The sequence below is a fragment of the Halalkalibacter akibai JCM 9157 genome (assembly GCF_000513135.1).
Classification (GTDB): domain Bacteria; phylum Bacillota; class Bacilli; order Bacillales; family Bacillaceae_D; genus Halalkalibacter; species Halalkalibacter akibai.
This window is the reverse complement of record NZ_BAUV01000051.1, coordinates 1-17,260: the sequence shown is the minus strand read 5'-3', so window position 1 is coordinate 17,260 and position 17,260 is coordinate 1. Positions and strand designations below refer to the sequence as shown.

13 protein-coding genes and 2 pseudogenes are annotated in these 17,260 nt (G+C 38.1%); 4 read left to right on the top strand and 11 right to left on the bottom strand.

The window, feature by feature from the left end; translation table 11 throughout:
* Nucleotide 1: 1 nt before the first annotated feature.
* The 5 genes and pseudogenes from JCM9157_RS19440 to uraD form a co-directional block, all read right to left on the bottom strand.
* A pseudogene (locus tag JCM9157_RS19440) lies at nt 2–1,245 on the bottom strand (pyridoxal-phosphate-dependent aminotransferase family protein).
* A gap of 20 nt (nt 1,246–1,265) precedes the next feature.
* Nucleotides 1,266–2,510 (bottom strand): Zn-dependent hydrolase, encoded by a 1,245-nt coding sequence (locus JCM9157_RS19435; RefSeq protein WP_035667402.1) that lies wholly within the window; start codon nt 2,508–2,510, stop codon nt 1,266–1,268.
* Nucleotides 2,511–2,980: 470 nt separating this feature from the next.
* Nucleotides 2,981–3,979, bottom strand: coding sequence for an ABC transporter substrate-binding protein (locus JCM9157_RS19430; protein ID WP_035667400.1), 999 nt, complete (start codon nt 3,977–3,979; stop codon nt 2,981–2,983).
* A 34-nt stretch (nt 3,980–4,013) separates the two neighbouring features.
* A complete protein-coding gene (gene uraH / locus JCM9157_RS19425; RefSeq protein ID WP_035667398.1) occupies nt 4,014–4,367 on the bottom strand; it encodes a hydroxyisourate hydrolase in 354 nt (117 codons plus the stop codon).
* The gene (gene uraD / locus JCM9157_RS19420; RefSeq protein WP_235715052.1) at nt 4,367–4,903 is read right to left on the bottom strand and encodes a 2-oxo-4-hydroxy-4-carboxy-5-ureidoimidazoline decarboxylase; all 537 of its coding nucleotides are present in this window, start codon (nt 4,901–4,903) and stop codon (nt 4,367–4,369) included. The genes uraH and uraD overlap by 1 nt, the downstream gene beginning before the upstream one ends.
* 480 nt (nt 4,904–5,383) lie before the next feature.
* Between uraD and JCM9157_RS19415 the strand changes: the two genes are divergently transcribed.
* On the top strand, nt 5,384–7,057 hold the full coding sequence (locus tag JCM9157_RS19415) for a PucR family transcriptional regulator (RefSeq protein ID WP_035667422.1): 1,674 nt from the start codon (nt 5,384–5,386) through the stop codon (nt 7,055–7,057).
* Between the two features lie 31 nt (nt 7,058–7,088).
* Here JCM9157_RS19415 and JCM9157_RS19410 read toward each other — a convergent pair whose 3' ends face one another.
* The 5 genes from JCM9157_RS19410 to JCM9157_RS19390 are packed head-to-tail and all read right to left on the bottom strand — an operon-like array spanning nt 7,089 to nt 12,461.
* Nucleotides 7,089–7,712: a nucleotidyltransferase family protein gene (locus JCM9157_RS19410; protein WP_035667393.1), complete on the bottom strand. Its 624-nt coding sequence runs from the start codon at nt 7,710–7,712 to the stop codon at nt 7,089–7,091.
* 17 nt (nt 7,713–7,729) lie between these two features.
* A complete protein-coding gene (locus JCM9157_RS19405; RefSeq protein WP_035667390.1) occupies nt 7,730–8,785 on the bottom strand; it encodes an XdhC family protein in 1,056 nt (351 codons plus the stop codon).
* Nucleotides 8,786–8,799: 14 nt separating this feature from the next.
* Complete coding sequence (locus JCM9157_RS19400; protein ID WP_035667386.1) at nt 8,800–9,297, bottom strand: 2Fe-2S iron-sulfur cluster-binding protein; 498 nt, start codon at nt 9,295–9,297, stop codon at nt 8,800–8,802.
* Complete coding sequence (gene pucD / locus JCM9157_RS19395; RefSeq protein WP_035667382.1) at nt 9,272–11,572, bottom strand: xanthine dehydrogenase subunit D; 2,301 nt, start codon at nt 11,570–11,572, stop codon at nt 9,272–9,274. Before pucD ends, JCM9157_RS19400 begins: the two co-directional genes overlap by 26 nt.
* On the bottom strand, nt 11,556–12,461 hold the full coding sequence (locus tag JCM9157_RS19390) for an FAD binding domain-containing protein (RefSeq protein ID WP_035667380.1): 906 nt from the start codon (nt 12,459–12,461) through the stop codon (nt 11,556–11,558). Before JCM9157_RS19390 ends, pucD begins: the two co-directional genes overlap by 17 nt.
* A gap of 460 nt (nt 12,462–12,921) precedes the next feature.
* Between JCM9157_RS19390 and JCM9157_RS19385 the strand changes: the two genes are divergently transcribed.
* From JCM9157_RS19385 to JCM9157_RS23630, 3 genes and pseudogenes are all read left to right on the top strand, one after another.
* Nucleotides 12,922–14,655 carry a sensor domain-containing protein gene (locus JCM9157_RS19385; protein ID WP_052013273.1) on the top strand — a complete coding sequence of 578 codons (1,734 nt, stop codon included), beginning with the start codon at nt 12,922–12,924 and terminating at the stop codon, nt 14,653–14,655.
* Between the two features lie 20 nt (nt 14,656–14,675).
* The gene (locus JCM9157_RS19380; RefSeq protein ID WP_052013272.1) at nt 14,676–15,533 is read left to right on the top strand and encodes a globin-coupled sensor protein; all 858 of its coding nucleotides are present in this window, start codon (nt 14,676–14,678) and stop codon (nt 15,531–15,533) included.
* A pseudogene (locus JCM9157_RS23630) lies at nt 15,514–15,984 on the top strand (methyl-accepting chemotaxis protein); the annotation flags it as partial. The gene JCM9157_RS19380 and the pseudogene JCM9157_RS23630, both read left to right, overlap by 20 nt.
* A 70-nt stretch (nt 15,985–16,054) precedes the next feature.
* Here JCM9157_RS23630 and JCM9157_RS19375 read toward each other — a convergent pair.
* Nucleotides 16,055–16,864 (bottom strand): Fpg/Nei family DNA glycosylase, encoded by an 810-nt coding sequence (locus JCM9157_RS19375; RefSeq protein ID WP_035667378.1) that lies wholly within the window; start codon nt 16,862–16,864, stop codon nt 16,055–16,057.
* Nucleotides 16,865–17,260 lie beyond the last annotated feature (396 nt).

Below are 17,260 nucleotides of genomic sequence, written 5' to 3'. Positions count from 1 at the left end.
CCTAACTAACAATAGCACTTCTTTGACTGTAAATATCTAAAGCTGCTTGAACTCCATCACCTCTGTTAAGGCTCACCTGATGACGCAGTAAAACTGCCTCTAAGGCTCCAAGGTAATTAGAACATTTCTCTGTTGACAACTATAACCCATCGTACCAATTCTCCATATTTTTCCATGTAACGGACCGAAAGAACTTGCGATTTCAATCCCAAAGTCCTCTAACAGCATTTTCCTAACAGAATCCCCGTCCACTCCATCCGGAATCTGAACACAGGTTACAGTTGGTAACTTAAATTGATTGTCTCCGAATAAAGTCAGCCCCATCGCTTCGATACCTGAGACAAGCGCTTGCTCATTTAAACGGTGCCTTTGATAACGATTCTCTAAGCCTTCTTCTAAAATAATATTTAAACCCTCATACAAACCATACAACATCGTCGTTGCTTCCGTATGGTGATTCAAGCGGGCAGGGCTCCAATAATCTTGCAACTGACTTAAGTCTAAGTAATTGCTTCTAATTCTCCTCCCACTTGAGCTAACGGCCAAGTCTTGGGTTAACAATCCTTTTTCGATTGACTTCCGTTCCAGTAACACTTGTTCAATCCGTTCATTATACGTTAAAGGCGCCATTCCAGCAGGAACCGACAAACACTTTTGCGTACCAGTAATTAATCCATCTATCATCCATTCATCGGTTTTCACTTCTGTTCCAGCGACGGTTGCTACAGCATCGACTACAAATAAAATATCTAATTCTCTACACGCCATGCCAATTTCCTTTAACGGTTGCATCCTTCCGGTAGACGTATCTCCATGAACCATCGCGAGCACTTTCGGTTGGATTTTTTTCAACTCAGCTATCACTTGTTCAGGTTCAAAAACCGTCCCCCACTCACAATGCATCAAATGCACTTCAGCTCCGCACCGTTCTGCAATTTCGGTTAATAATCCACCAAATCGTCCAAAAGACGGAATTAGAACTTTATCATCTTCTTCAATGATACTGCATAACACAGCTTCTATCCCCGCCCTTGATGTGCCATCTACAGGATAAGCCCATTTGTTATTTGTTTGAAGTACTTGTCGCAACAGCCCCATCGTCTCATTCATTAACGAAGTAAAACTTGGATCAAATTGACCAAGAATAGAAGAAGACATGGCTTGCAAAACTCTCGGATCAACCTCTACTGGTCCTGGTGTCATAATCGTTCTAGCAGGTACTTTCAATCTATTTAGTTCTCGCATCGTAATCCCCCTCAAACACCTTATTTAGCTAGTTTCACCAATGTATTTAGCAACACCTGTGTTCCAATCATACAATCTTCTTTGTCTGTCCATTCCTCAGGATTATGACTAATCCCATTTTTTGATCGAACAAAAATCATGCCCATTTGGGTTAACTTTGTCATCATTAAGGAGTCATGCCCTGCCCCGCATTGAAGCCTAATCGCTTTGACCTTTAACTCTTGACAACTTTCTTCTATTAATTCCATTACTTCTGGAGAACAAGAAGTTGGATCTACTTGTTTCTTTATTTCCACAGAAGCGCTAATATCCCTTTTTTCATTAATTCTTGAAATAGCTTGATAAAGTTCTTCAATCATCTCGTTTCTGCTATTCTTATCAACATGTCTTAAATCTATAGATAGAACAGATTTTCCAGGGATGATATTTACTCCCCCAGGTTCGACATGCATTTTACCAACGGTTCCAACTCCGTTATGTTTTTTTGCGATCTCTTCAACGACTAACATTAACTCAGCCATTGCGAGACCAGCATCTCTTCTCATATTCATCGGCGTAGCCCCTGCATGATCAGGAAACCCTTGAAAAGTTACTTCAAGCCAAACGGGGCCTTGTATATCCGTGACAATTCCAACCGCTACATCTTGGTCCTCAAGCACTCTTCCCTGTTCAATATGCAGTTCAACATATGCTTTAACATCTTCTTTTTTTCTCATTGCCTCTTTAAACAATGCTGGATTCAACTGCGCTTGACGGAATGCTTCCGCATAGGAAATTCCTCGGTCATCTGTTAATTGAAACGTTTCTTCTTCAAGACAACCAACGATGGCTTTACTTCCAATATAACCTGTACCAAAGCGGGTCCCTTCTTCATCCGTAAACGAAACCACTTCAATAGAGTGTGTAAGACTAATTCCAGATTCTTTAATGGATCGAACGGCTTCAATCGCCCCAAATACCCCAAGAGCCCCGTCAAACTTCCCACCTTGTATCACCGTATCAATATGTGAACCAGCTATCACAATTGGCGCCAAAGGATCTTTTCCCGCAAACTTCCCAATAATATTTCCAACTGCATCAACTCTTACCTCAAGTCCCGCTTTCTCCATATAATTAATAGTAAACTCTCTTGCTTTTAAATCCTCTAAACTCAGAGAAAGTCTTGTTACTCCTTCTTCCGGCTTTGCCGGGTCCGCTCCGATTTCACCTAGTTCCATCAGGGAATCCCAAAGTCGTTTCTTATTTATTTGACAGGTTGTGATCATCACTCAACACCCCTTTACATAGCGCTTAATTTTTACCATTGTAGAAAATTTAAATCGGTTAGTCATTATTCAAACTAGCCAATAAAAGGCTTATTTTTTGTATTAAGTAACCAAAAATCCGATGGGTTTCTGAGGGAAGGACATCATAGTAGGTCAAAGTAGATTCATATAATGTGAGATTAACTCCCACATTTTTATAAAAACACTAGTCACAATTGGTTATTGTTTGAGAATAGAAAGCTACTTGAGGTATACTTTTAAAATTCAATTGCCAAGTAATAACAAAGTGAAATGGAGCGGAAGGCACTTGACTCCTGCGAGAAGAGAGGAAAGGGCAAGACCACACAGACGAAGTCGTGGGGGCTTGACATCCTCCCCGCAAAAAGCAAGTGCCTGCAGCGTAATGAAACGGGAGGAGAAAGCCCACTACGATATCTTCATAGTGGACCTTGGGAATTACTTATTAAAATTTATTTCGCTGAAGGTAGAAATTCAGTTGTAAAAATGTCGTTGGCATCAAATTCTTCTTCTAGTAATCCTAGTTCTACTAGTTGTTCAATTAGAAGCTTCCAACGTTCTTCTGTCATATAGCCAAAACCGTGCTCTTCAGCATCCCCACCGTAAACAAAAGGTTTTTGTGCATCTGTTTCAAATTCAAGGTCTTCTACTGCTAGATTAGGGTTGGCTTCGTGGATGATTTCATTAATTTCGTAAGGAGATTCCTCGTAATAGTTCCAACCTTCTACAAACGAAGTTACAAAACGTTGAACCGTGTCTTTATTAGCAGCAATATAATCTTTCGTTGCAAACAACACTACGTTATATGGATCAAAACCAGACTCTGAAACTAGCATCGTTTCTGTGTTTACCCCTTCCTTACCAAGGAAAAACGGTTCAGAAGTAACGAAAGCCTGACTTACAGACTCCAAGTCGTTTATAAAGTTAACATGCTGCCCTGTATAACCAAGTTCAGTTACCTCACTTAAATCATATTTACTGTTTAGATAATCCCAATAAGGAATTCCGGGTTGGATATAAGCTGTTCTGCCATTCAAATCTTCAAAATTTTGAATTCCTTTTCCTTCATGAAACATAAGAGCAGCGGGGCTATTTTGCATAACGGTAGCTAACGTTACTAATTCAATACCTTCATTTCTCGCAATCACAATTTGATCTGCATGCGCCAAACCAAATTCTGCATTTCCAGAAGCGACAATTTGAATAGAGGAAACTTGTGGGCCACCAGCTTCTATTTGAACATCTAAGTTATTCTCAGCAAAAATCCCTTGATCATCAGCAGCAAAAACTCCGCCATGTTGACTTTTAGGAAACCAGTTTAATACGAGTTTCACTGACTCTGCTTCTCCTGACTCGCTCACCACATCTTCTCCGCCACATGCTGATAACGAAACCAACAACATTAAACTAGTTAAACCCATCCCAACCTTTTTTCTGAATTTCCCCGTCATCAAATTCCACTCCTTTAATTTTTCAATGTGTAAGTCAACTTCCTCGATACGTACTATATCCGCCTGGCGCTATTAATAAGGGGATATGATAGTTTTCTGCTTCATTTGCTATCTCAAATTGCACGGGAACCTGATTAAAAATCGGAGAGCTCTCACCTTCTAAAGCGTTAAAGTAATCTCCGATATGAAAGAGTAATTGATAACTTCCAACTATCATTCTTTCTCCTTCTAGTAATGGCTCATCAACTCTACCATCTTTATTTGTTTTCGTTTCTAGTACTTTAATCATTTCTTTTGATTCAGTGCGTTTCCATAATTCAATCACCACATTTTCAGCAGGCCTTCCTGTACTTATATCAAGTACATGCGTCGATAGCCTTCCTGACATTAAGCTCCCTCCTCTGCCATTTTACTTTCTATATATTGATCACTAATTAACTCCCAAAGTCTAAACTTCACAATCTTTCTAACTTCTTTTAAAGCTGTTTCCAGCTCCGAATCTACATCATTCTCAATTCTCAATATCATCCTTGCTTTTATTGAAGATTTATCATGTCCTTTAACAGCTAGGATAAACGGAAAGCCAAATTTGTTTATGTACGTTTGATTTAAAACAGAGAACTCCTGAAATTCCACTTCAGTAAGTTGATGTAACCCAGCATTCTTCTGTTCATTTTCAGAAGAAGGCGAAACCTCTATTCTCGTTCCTAAATCAGGATGAGCGTTTAATAGTTGTAGTTGTAAGGACTGATTAGCAGCATACATATGTCCGACCATACTCTTATACATTTGCTCAAGGCTTTGAAACGGATGTTCATCAAAGCTATGTTCAGCTACCCATGGTGAATGCTCAAAAACCCATCCAACCTGCTCAACAAATTGTTTTCGAGTCATTTCATTAACCTTCTCCATCGTCAACTTCAAGTGATCCACCTTCTTCTCTTATTTGATTACACACATCATAAAATGAACCCCATTGACAGTCATTGTTCGAATCAAACAATAACTTACTGAAGTATTGGTTAGAAGCAACAAAAAGCTGAGGTGAAAAGTATTAGTTTCTCTACAATTCCCTTACGGCCCCGTTCCATTGCGCTGCTGGCACTTGCTTTCCGCTCCATTCCACTTTAGCTTTTACAACGCTTCTAGAACCAGCTATTTGAAATACCTAACCAATTTATCCCCCAACTTAATGTAAGATTAATTCACCTCATTTTTAACCATTTTCGATTTTCATTTAACAAAGAAACTTCAATTCAAATTAGTTTTTACACTCTTCATTTTGTACGTTTTAACTAATAATTGGATATATCTTGTTATATTTCCTGACGAAAATCTTTCAGAATTGTTCAATTTCTTGTACATTGTCTACAAGACTAAGACTGAATGGTGGAAGTGATGGTTATGAGATTACAAGATGTTTTGAACTTACCGACATTTCAAGAGGCGACTGTTGTTGCAGGTGAAAATGGGTTAAGCAATCAAGTCCAGTCCGTCAACCTAATGGATGCTCCTGATATCATTGATTATTTGACGAATAATCAGCTTTTATTAACGACAGCTTATTCCATAAAAAATAACCCAAATGCTCTTATGAAGCTTGTCAAACAAATGGCAAAACAAGGTTGCGCAGGCTTAGGGTTAAAAACCAAGCGTTTCATTGATGAAATCCCTACTAATGTTCTTCAAAAAGCCAATGAACTCAATTTCCCTATTATCGAAATCCCTTTAAATTACTCTTTAGGGGAAATGCTAAACGAAGCCTTAGGATGTATTCTAAAAGAACGTACACATGAATTAGATTACGCATTGAATATCCATAGAGAATTTACCAACATTGTTATTTCAGGAGGCGGCTTTTCTAATATCATTGAAAGTTTAGCTTCTATCTTAAAACTCCCTGTTATTTTATTAAATTACCGACTTGATATTATGGCTTACTCTCACAACATTGATAAAGATGCATTTTTTGAGATTTATTGGTACATTCACGAGAGAATTCATCACGAGGATTTGGATATTTATAAAGTTCTCACTTTACCTCGCGAAGGAAAAGGCAATGAATTTACTGAGTTTTCCATATACCCGATTAATACAACGAACCAACAGAAGGGATACATCATTATCTTCGGAAAAACACTAGCAACCGCTTCTCCTTTTACCTTAGCGATCGAGCAAGCAGCTAACGTCATTTCCTTTGAATTTATGAAACTTCATGCACTTGAGCAACATTCACGAAGACTTAAAAATGAGTTCTTTGCTGATCTGGTTGAGGGGGCCATCCCTAGTGAAGAGGAAATCATAAACCGGGGCAAAGCTTATCATCTGAAAAAGTCACTACAATATATTTGCATCACATGTAAACTCGATGATGCCTCTGATTTCTATCATGATACTCACCCATTACAAGCCGAAAAAGAAATGAGTTTAAGACGAGATCGCATTTATGAAATGGTCGAATCTATGTTAACAAAACAACTTGAAAACTCGATCGTGTTTACCAAAGGAGATCTGTTTACTATTTTAGTTGGATTTGATTTCTATAACGAAGAGAAAGAAAGAATTGTGTTAGAGGCACTTACTGAACTTCAAACCGATCTATATCATACGATAGATTCGGCCATGTCGTTTGGAATTAGCAACTATAGTGAAAACTTAAAAGAAATTCCCACTTCCTATCAAGAAGCGGTTGATGCTTTAAGAGCTGGTTATCGCGAGAATAAAAGGCGTTTTATCAAAAGCTACCGGATTAAAGAATTGGCTGAGATCTATAAAACCATTCCTACTCAAAAATTAAAAGAATTCTATAAATCTACGTTAAGAGATTTAGCTTATCCAAAGGATAAAGAAAAAGAAGATTTAGTCCAAACGTTATCTGTTTTTCTAAACAACAATTGTCAAATAGCTGAGACTGCTAAAATTCTATTCATACACCGAAATACGGTGATTTACCGGATTAAAAAATGTGAAGAATTATTAGGACTCGAGATTAAAGGCTCTGACGAAACATTAAGACTTAGAACAGCGTTATTTATTCATTCGATTTTTAACAAACGTTTAGAGAAACCAGCTAATTAAACAAAACTGATCCTTCCTTAACTCGGTAGGATCAGCTTTTGTTTTTTAAATTAAGTAGGGCTTTCTGATAATCTTGCGGAGTATCAATATCAAAGATTATCCCTGAATCATTTAAAGGCAACTGCTCTTTATTTAACTGTTTAAATAACCCCTTTCCTCCTTCATCACCTGTTAAGGATGAGAAATCTATTTCGTTCACATTACCAAAGTAAACAGGATGGCCTGGCTCGTTTTGATAATACGCTTGAATCACAAATGGATTAGGTTCACACAGTTGTCTCATTACTCCCCTTTTTAACACTTCTCTAATTGTTGAATTTTTAATATAAGGTTGATCAGCTAGGAAAAACATGGCCGCATCAGTGGAAGGTGACATGTGAATAAAGGCCTTCCGAAAAGAGGTACTTTGTCCAAGCGAGTACTGATCGTTAGTTATAAATTGGCAGTCATCTCTTGTTCCAATCCTTTTTTGAATTTCCTTTGCGTCATGACCAATGATTACTAGCACTTGATCAAACACTTGGTCTACTACTTTATTAATGACTAGTTCAAGCATGCTCTCATTTTCATATAACGGGAGCAGTTGCTTCGTTTTTCCCATCCGAGTTGATTTCCCAGCCGCCAGAATAACGGCACAAACTGTTTGTTTTTCCATCGTGCCACTTCCTCACATCAAACTGCGGTTGTTTTAAAATCCTTTCCCCATTCTTTAGCTCTTTTTTGATTTCGAACTAAAATGAGTTGAGCTAAAATACTAATGCTTATCTCATCCGAACCTTCTGCTTGAATATCCATCCCAATCGGAGAATGAATCCAACTTGGAACTTGGTCTGTAGATAACAACCTTGCTGTTCTTCGCTTCGGCCCTAACACACCTAAATATTGCGGTTTATTTTGAACAAAGTATTCTAGTAATGTTTGATCCTTCATAAAATGATGAGTCATAATCAAAACATACCCTGATAAATCTATCGTTTTTTTCATTAATACACTTTCAGGGTGTTCACAAATTAATTTAGATGCATCTGGAAAGTATAATGGCTGACATCTGCTTTCTCTTGGATCAATAACAATTGGGTTAAAATCAAATTCAGCTGCTCTTCTCACAATCGGCTCGACATCTGGGCCTGCTCCGAAAATAATCAAATCTTCTTTGCTTTTATGAAGCTCGAGTAAAATAGATGTTTTGTGCTCCTCTAAATAGAAATTCGCTATCGTTTTTCCATTTTGGACAAATTCCTTTATAATTTGCTTTATCCTAGGTGGATTAAACAGACCTGCACCGATACTCACTCCTGATAGAGTGTAATAAAATCTAGCGCACTGGTGCCCCTCATCCCTTTTACATACTGAAATTACCTCTTCACCAGCTTCTAGAACTTTTAGAACACTAGAGAAGGTCTCTTCCCATTTGATAGGCTCAAGTAAAACGGTAATCTTTCCGTTGCATCCTGCCCCTTGCCCCCAATCGAGATCATTCTCTGATCTTAAATCATAATGAACAGTCTTTGAGATTTGTTTTACCATTACCTCATCAGCATGATATTTCAAGTCCTCTTCAAGACAACCGCCACTTATTAAACCATGCTGTGAACCATCTTTCAAAAAAAGCATTTTGGCTCCTTCATGACGATAAGAGGATCCTTGTACCTTGATAATCGTCGCCATCGCGCCATGATGTTCCGGATCATTTTTCAGCCTCTTTAAATAACGATAAAATTCTCTCATAGTGGCACTCTCCTTTACCTTGAGGTCGAGCAACTTAAGCGTCTTAATACTCGGTAAATTCCTCCATAACCTGTACAGCGACATAAATTTCCTGTTAGTCCTTCTTTCAGTACTTCAAAACTCGGTTTCGGGTTTTCCTCAAGCATTGCTTTTATTGAAATCACCATTCCAGGTGTACAATAACCACATTGGAAGCCACCCTCCTCTAAAAACGCTTGCTGGATAAGCTCTGTTTTTTCATCACACACTCCTTCAATCGTCTGAATTTCCTTGTTTTCACATTGATAAGCCATGGTTAAACAGGCATTCTGTTGCTTCCCATCTATTAAAACCATACACGCTCCACATCGGCCCATCTCACACGATATTTTCGTTCCTGTTAACTGTAAATCGGATCTAATCACATCAACTAATCTACGAGATGGATCTACGTTCAAACTTAATACCTTTCCGTTTACCTTCGTATTCAGCAAGTAACTAGACTTTTCACTCACATTCACTTTTGAATCCATAGTCTCCCCCCACCTCAACGCTTTCACCTTCAAACGGTCGTATTAATAGCTCTGGCTTAATCGGCAATTCTGTAATCCATACTCCTGTAGCGTCTTTAACAGCCGCAATGATTGCCGGGGCTAACGCAACTGACCCCACTTCTCCAACACCCCGAGGACCAAATGAATCATTCTCCGGCAGCTCTTGAATCGCCAAAACTCCGTGATCTTCTGGCACATCATAAATAGTTGGAATCAGATACGAATCTAGATTTTTCGTAATATAATTACCCGCTTTCATAACAGAATCTTCTGTCAAAGTGAACCCAAGTGCCATGATACCTCCACCTTCAATTTGACCTAAGTAACCCATAGGATTGACAACAGGTCCTGCTGCTACAGCATGATCCACTTTTTTCACGACAACCATACCGGTTAAAACGTTCACTTCCACCTCTGCAATTACGGACGTACTCGTATAAAGATAATGCCCTCCCATGATCGGATCTGGTGTAACAGGATAATGGAAATTAGTTGTTTCCTCGAAACTTCCTCCTATTTTCATAAGTTCTAAGAAGGTCATAACAAGTTTCTCCTCACCTTGATCCGAACTCCATACTCCACCTTTCCCTGTTTTTAAAGTATCTTTACGATAACCCGTTTTCTCACTGACAACGTTAAATAGTGATGTTAAGAATGGTTTCTTTAATCTATTTAAAGATTGCCAGACCATATTCGTAGTCCGAGAAGCTGTTGATGAACCACTAGATGGAACGAGATCGGTATCCCCTATTACAATACTTATATCTTCCTTGGCACACTGAAAATGCTCCATTAAAAGAATTTCAAGCGTAGCTAAAAGTCCTTGCCCAAACTCCTCATGGCCAAATGCGACCTCAATTTGCCCTTTAGCATTTAACCGAATCGTTCCACCACCATAATCAGGAATCCCGTAACCTAAACCAGATCCATGCATCGCCATCGACACACCAATCCCTCTTTTAATCCACGGAAGCTCTCCTGTTACCTTCTGTTTTCTTTTCTTCCATAAAGAAGATTGTTTGATTGCTTCCCACACTTGATCTGGCCCTTTTGTTGGGACAATCCTTTGCCCTAAAGGCCCAAGATCATCATGCTTTCGTAAATTGGTTTTCCTTAGTTCCCACGCTTCTATCTTTGCTTTTTCAGCAAGACGGTCGATTTGACCTTCAAGGGCGAAAATCACTTGGTTGCCCCCAAAGCCACGAAACTCTCCTGATACACCATTGTTCGTATAAACAGCTTTCCCTTTCACTTCAACGTTTGCTATTTGATAAGGCCCCATTGCATGCTCGGTTGCAAAATTTAATACTGGTCCCCCAAGAGTAGAATACGCACCTGTATCAGAGAGAATCTGAACTTGATGGGCCAAAATTTTCCCTTTATCATCTATGCCGGTTTTCATCATTACCTTCATAGGGTGACGCTTCAACCCAGCAACCACTGACTCCCATCTTGAATAATGCATTTTAACGGGTTTTCCACAGTAAATTGCCAAAAGAGCACCGTACGGTTGGCAATTTAATTCATCCTTTCCTCCAAATGATCCACCTATTGGACTTGACACAACTCGGATACTTTCCTCAGTCATATTTAAAATTCTTGAAAGCTGCATCCGGTCCTTATAACCGTGTTGAGTCGGCGCATACACGATTAATCTCTCTTTGTCAAAAACAAAAATACCACCTTCTGTTTCAAGATACGTGTGCATTTGTCTTGGTGTTGTATACGTTTCTTCAACGATATGGACACATTCGCTAAACGCTTCTTCAATATCCCCTCTTACATATTCCGTTTGGTGAAGAACATTGCCTGTTTCATGTAACTGAGGAGCTTTTGCTGCTAAAGCCTTTTCTGGAGTATCAATAATCGGCAACTGTTCATAGTCGACTTGAATGAGAGCTAATGCTTGCTTGGCGATGTCCTCTGAGATTGCTGCAACAGCTGCAACAGCATCTCCTTCAAACCGAACTACTTCGTGCGCAAATACAGGCTGATCAGGTGTACTAATCCCAAACCCATTAAGTCCAGGAATATCTTCATGCGTTAAGACAGCTTCAACTCCAGGCAACAAAACAGCCGCGGTGATATCAATAGACTTTATACGAGCATGCGGGACCCCGCTCCTTAACACTCTGCCGTAAAGCATGTTCGGAAATGTAATATCGGTTAAATAACGAAGCTTGCCTGTTACTTTGTCTACTCCATCAGGCCTAACTTTCCACTTTTCACCGCTTGAGTTATGATTCAACCACAAGACTGCCTCCTCCCTTCTGTACCTCTTGATGAAGTTGATAAAATTCACTAACGATACTGTTTGCTGCTACCATCCTCTTATAAGAAGCTGTTGAAAACGGATCTGATGTAGCTTGAAATTCAGCCTGAACTTCTTTGTGTACCCATTGTAATAACCCATTTGAATGTTTTGTGTTGCAAAGCCGATTTTCCGTATTCTTTAACCTTCCTGGTTTCTTTCCACCCGCGGCTGCTAAAACAACATCTTGATAAACCCCATCTTCGGTTACTGTCCCTTTTCCCGCGATCGTCAAAATCGAGGCAGTAAACGCTTCTCTTCTTCCTACCTTCGTAAAGAAAGAAAAAGAATCTTTACGTTTTTCCTCTGTTTTTATTTTAATTCCAGCTAAAATTCGCTTATCGTTCGTTTTAGTATGATCGAGCCACCCCTCAAGTGTTTCTAGTTCAAAGAACCCTGCTTTAAACCAGATTAGCTCTGCTTTTTCAACTAATAATGATGTAATGGAATCACCAGCAGCTGTCATGACATTTCCACCTATGGTTGCTTGGTTACGAATAGACAGTGCAGCAATCTTCTTAATGGCCTCTATGAGCGTGTGAACATACCTTTTCAATAAGTCACTTTTAAGACAGTTGGTTAGCGTTACACCAGAACCTATGATTATTTCATGCTGGCCACTGGAAAAGTCTTCTCTTATTTCACTTATTTGTTCGATATTTTCTAGACTTATAAGATTCGGTGCATACGGACGAAGATTCGACTCCCATTGTGTACGGAGCCAAGTTCCTCCAGCTACAAAACAATACTCTTCTTGATCCAAGCTCTCTATCACTTCCCAAGCTTCTTCTAACGTGAGCGGTCTCCAGATTTTCTGTGTAGAAACTAGCATGATCGACACACCTCTTTCCTTAAAGCCTCACTTTTTTAATTGAATATTCTTGCAATTATAAAGTGACTTATCCCAATTCGTCATTGTTTACATTAGCTAAACTAAAAACGTTAAGTTGTAGAAAGAAACTAATTTACGGACCACCATAAATACGATTTGAATTGTTTCATGTTTATTAAAATTACCTCTCCCAACTATTTCCTTCAATTTTGTACTAATCGACTAAAGGAAACACGAATTTCGTAATATAACCTACCGAGGAATTTTAAGCAGGTGAGTTAAACATTAGATATTTACTATTATCACCGTATAAACAATGATAAATTATACCCACGAAAAAAGGATTAGTATTTCCATATTGTATATGCGACAATTGTCTTATATAAAAATGATTTTCACCTAAACAAACGTTTATTCAACTTTATCTTTAAGCAAGCCCAAAAGCACAGGAGAGATATTTATGATTCAGTTTGATAGTCGATCAGACTACGTTAGTACGACAAATGAATTACTGTCTATTAAATATGCTTTAGATCAATCATCCATACTCGCCTTTACTGACGCGAATGGCATCATTACATATGTTAATGAGAAATTTTGCGAAATAACTAAATATAAAAAAGAAGAATTAATTGGTCAAACACACCGACTAATCAATTCTCATCATCATCCAAAAGTTTTTTTCAAAGAAATGTGGGACACCATTAAACAAGGTAATGTTTGGAAAGGAGATATAAAAAATAAAACAAAGGACGGAACTTACTACTGGGTTGATACAACTATCGTCCCTTTCTTTAAAGAAGGCCAAAAACCTTATCAGTATGTTTCAATTCGTACCGATATTACAGCGAAGAAAATAGCAGAAGAGGAACTAAGAAAAAGCAAAATGCGTTATCGTTATTTAGCTTATCATGATGTGCTAACAGGTGTTCCAAATAGTTTACACCTCCATAAATCTATTGATAAGTTATTAGTAACCAAACAACCTTTTGCCTTGCTTCTTCTTGATTTAGACCGGTTCAAACTAATTAATGATGCGTACGGTCATTCCTTTGGTGATCTACTGTTAAAACAACTCTCGTTAAGACTAAGAAAAAAGGATACAGAGAACGTTCAGATTTTCAGACCAGGCGGCGATGAATTTGTTTTTCTCGCTCCTTATGAAAATCTAGTAGATATCGAGAGATTAGCTCAATCAATTATTGAAGATATTTCAACTCCACTAAAACTAAAAGGAAAAGAAGTCTTCCTATCTACAAGTATTGGCATTAGTTTATCCCCTGAAAACGGGGTTAATTTAGAAGATCTTCTTAAACAAGCTGATATAGCGATGTACAGCGCCAAAAAAGAAGCTGGTAGTCACTATCATTTCTACTCACTAAAACAACAGCAAACCATTATCAAGCAAGTAGAAATAGAGAATGGTTTACAAAAGGCCATTGAAAGAAATGAATTTTACCTTGTTTATCAACCTAAAGTTAACGTGAAAAACAAAGAGGTCGTTGGTCTAGAGGCTCTTATTCGCTGGAAACATCCTCAGTTAAACTTAATTTCACCTGCCGAATTCATTCCTATAGCAGAGCAAATTGGGTTAATTACTGAAATAGGAGATTGGGTTTTAAAAACGTCTCTCCGAAAAGTTAAACAGTTACAGGATGCAGGATGTTTTATCCCCGTTTCTGTGAACGTTTCAGTTGTTCAGCTACTGCAAACTGATTTCGTTGCTAAAATCAAGCAATTAATAGCTGAATATCAAGTCCCCGCTCGTTTCATCGAGCTTGAAATAACGGAGACAGTTGCCATGTCCCACACGGAATATATCATCAAGGTACTTCACTCTTTGCAGAATCTAGGCATTCAAATTGCCATTGATGATTTTGGAACAGGTTATTCTTCTTTAAACTATTTAAAGAATCTGCCGATAAATACAGTGAAAATAGATCGCGCGTTTGTGAAAGATATTCAGGATAACCCTGTTGATTTAGCTATCATCGAGGCCATCATCTCAGTAAGTCACACTTTAAAATACAACGTCTTGGCCGAAGGGGTCGAAACGCTAGAGCAACTTAACCTTTTACAAGAAAAGAAATGCAATAACATTCAAGGCTACTTATTTAGTCCACCGTTAATAGATTCAGAATTAATAACCTTCTTAACAAAACATAAGAGTGGCTTTAGCTTTTTCACTCAATAAAAGGATGTGTACGTAAACAGATGAGTAATTTCTTCACGTTTAAAACAGCTAAAAATAAAGATCATTTATTATCATCAGTTGAGAACGAACGAGATCATGTCGGAATTAACCTTTCAAATAAAACAATTTATAAACAGCTTGAATTGATTCAATTAACAATTGAAGACTTGATGATTATTCGGACACTTCAACCGCTTGTCTCACAACACCTTGAAGAGATTGTTGAGCAATTTTACGCTAACCTTGCGAAAGAACAGTCACTTATGAATATTATTAATGACAACAGTACAGTTGCACGGTTAAAGAAAACATTGACCAATCATATTTTCGAAATGTTTAGCGGACAACTAAATGACGCTTTTGTAAAACAACGAAGCATTATCGCCCATGTTCATGTTCGTATTGGACTAGAGCCCAAATGGTACATGTGCGCTTTTCAAGACCTACTTTTATCGTTAATAGATATGATTGACCAACACACTGTAACAAAGGAAGAATTTAAAAAATCTGTATCGGCTGTTACAAAGATTTTAAATCTTGAGCAACAACTTGTGTTAGAAGCCTATGAATTAGAGAATGAGAGAATTCGCAACGAAGCGGAAGAACAAAAACAACTTATGAAACAAGAAGTTAGTAGAAATGCTGAAGAATTAGCCGCTGTTAGTGAAGAAACGAGTTCATCCTTACAAGCAATCCTTCAAAAAACACAGGAAATAAATAGATTAACTGACTCTAGCTCTAACATTGCGATTTCGACCGAAGCAAAGTCCAAAGACGGCCAAAATCGTTTAATTAATTTAGAGAAAATCATGCTAGATACCCAGCTTAATATGAAAAAAATCTCAAAACGAAATGGAACAACTCATTTTGACTTCTAAGAAAATTGAGCAAATTACTCAAATTGTTACATCTATCGCTGATCAAACTAATTTACTTGCTTTAAACGCCTCAATAGAAGCAGCACGAGCGGGCGAACACGGGAAAGGATTCGCCGTTGTCGCAAGCGAGGTCCGTAAATTAGCAGAAAATACGAAAGAGACTGTCTCAGAAGTTTCAAGTTTAGTAAGTGAGATTAACCGTTATACGTATACGATGTCGGCTTCTATAAACGAAAATAATCAGTATATAGAAAATGGCACAAACGAATCTAGCCAGACCAATCAATTTTTCAATCAAATTCTCTTATCAATGGAAGAAATGAAGTTGCAAAACGTCAAAATAGCTGATGAAATGAAAAACCTTTCCACTATTTTTGAAGAGATTCATCAAGTAGCTGAACAAGTTGCTGTAACGTCTGATAAACTAACCAACGTTACTTCAAGCTTGTAACTGAAATAATGTTATAGGGTCACAAAGCTCATTTGTGACCCCTTTATAGTTTATATGGCTAGAGTTTAACTTAGTGCTGGCAATTCAAACAGTAGAAAACTTTGCGAGAAGAGATCTTCTCTTTTATAATTTTCTGGTTACAACGTGGGCACGGTTCCCCTTCCCGGTCATAAACATAACAATGCTCGTTATAAGAACCAGTTAACGTATCTCCATAAAAGACAGGTACATCCATATAACCACCTAACGAGATTCCTCTTTTTAATACCGCTTGTATATTCGTATAAAGCGATCTTTTTTGTTCCTCATTCAACTCATTCATCTGTTTACTAGGTAACAATTGTGCAGCAAAACAAATTTCATCAGAATAAAGATTACCAATCCCTGAAAGAAACTTTTGTTTCACCAACGTCGTTTTCAAGATCCCCCTCTTTTTATCAATTAATTTCATAAATGCCTCTAACGAAAAAGCAGGATCCAAAGGCTCTGGTCCTAAATCAGATAAACGCTCTGTTAACTGATCGCTTGTAAGTAAATGCAAATATCCTAATCTCAAACCAATAAAACAAAGTTTGACCGAACCAAAAGAAATAATCACTTGTTTAGTGCGATCTAGTTGATCATTCTCACTTCCAACATACATAAGACCACCTAGCATCAAATGAAGCAATAAATGATTTCCCGAATCCAACGTAAAAACCAGATGCTTCGCTTTTCTTGTAATGCTAACCACTTTCCTCCCTTCAACAGCTTCTTTGAACTGCTGAACGGGTACATTAATTGTTTTCTCTCGTGTTACATCTACTTTAGTAACTGTTTTTCCTGTAAGTCGTTCCCCAAGCAATTTTTTGTAATTCTCCATCTCTGGTAGTTCTGGCATACACAAATCCCCTTACGATTATCTGATTGATTTTATTATCCACCAGATACTTGGGTAGAATACCAAAAGTTAGGGAAGCGGAAAAAGAAGAAGTCTAAAAAGGGATTTTACCCCAGTAGACTTCTTCCTTTTTCTTCTGCTTTGGAGTTTTTGGTTTACTCGAGGTTTAGCATAAGGACTCAGATGACCTTATCTCTCATAAAACAGCTGATTCCCTTGGCTTCGCGGACTCACAGGACCTTATTCGCCCCGTTTCCTCGCCCACCTAGCTCATATTCTCCCAATAAGGTATCTCCTGGCCGCTTGACTTGAACATTTGCTCTTTTCCGCTTTAATAAGAGCCTCTGTGTCCTCGCAGGTTTCGGAGAGGACTCAGATGACCTTATCTCTCATAAA

Bases quoted from the DNA above. Each gene is read 5' to 3' on its own strand.
- JCM9157_RS19435 (WP_035667402.1), bottom strand. From the start codon at position 2,510: ATGATCACAACCTGTCAAATAAATAAGAAACGACTTTGGGATTCCCTG.
- JCM9157_RS19430 (WP_035667400.1), bottom strand. From the start codon at position 3,979: ATGACGGGGAAATTCAGAAAAAAGGTTGGGATGGGTTTAACTAGTTTA.
- uraH (WP_035667398.1), bottom strand. From the start codon at position 4,367: ATGTCAGGAAGGCTATCGACGCATGTACTTGATATAAGTACAGGAAGG.
- JCM9157_RS19415 (WP_035667422.1), top strand. From the start codon at position 5,384: ATGAGATTACAAGATGTTTTGAACTTACCGACATTTCAAGAGGCGACT.
- JCM9157_RS19410 (WP_035667393.1), bottom strand. From the start codon at position 7,712: ATGGAAAAACAAACAGTTTGTGCCGTTATTCTGGCGGCTGGGAAATCA.
- JCM9157_RS19405 (WP_035667390.1), bottom strand. From the start codon at position 8,785: ATGAGAGAATTTTATCGTTATTTAAAGAGGCTGAAAAATGATCCGGAA.
- JCM9157_RS19400 (WP_035667386.1), bottom strand. From the start codon at position 9,297: ATGGATTCAAAAGTGAATGTGAGTGAAAAGTCTAGTTACTTGCTGAAT.
- JCM9157_RS19390 (WP_035667380.1), bottom strand. From the start codon at position 12,461: ATGCTAGTTTCTACACAGAAAATCTGGAGACCGCTCACGTTAGAAGAA.
- JCM9157_RS19385 (WP_052013273.1), top strand. From the start codon at position 12,922: ATGATTCAGTTTGATAGTCGATCAGACTACGTTAGTACGACAAATGAA.
- JCM9157_RS19380 (WP_052013272.1), top strand. From the start codon at position 14,676: ATGAGTAATTTCTTCACGTTTAAAACAGCTAAAAATAAAGATCATTTA.
- JCM9157_RS19375 (WP_035667378.1), bottom strand. From the start codon at position 16,864: ATGCCAGAACTACCAGAGATGGAGAATTACAAAAAATTGCTTGGGGAA.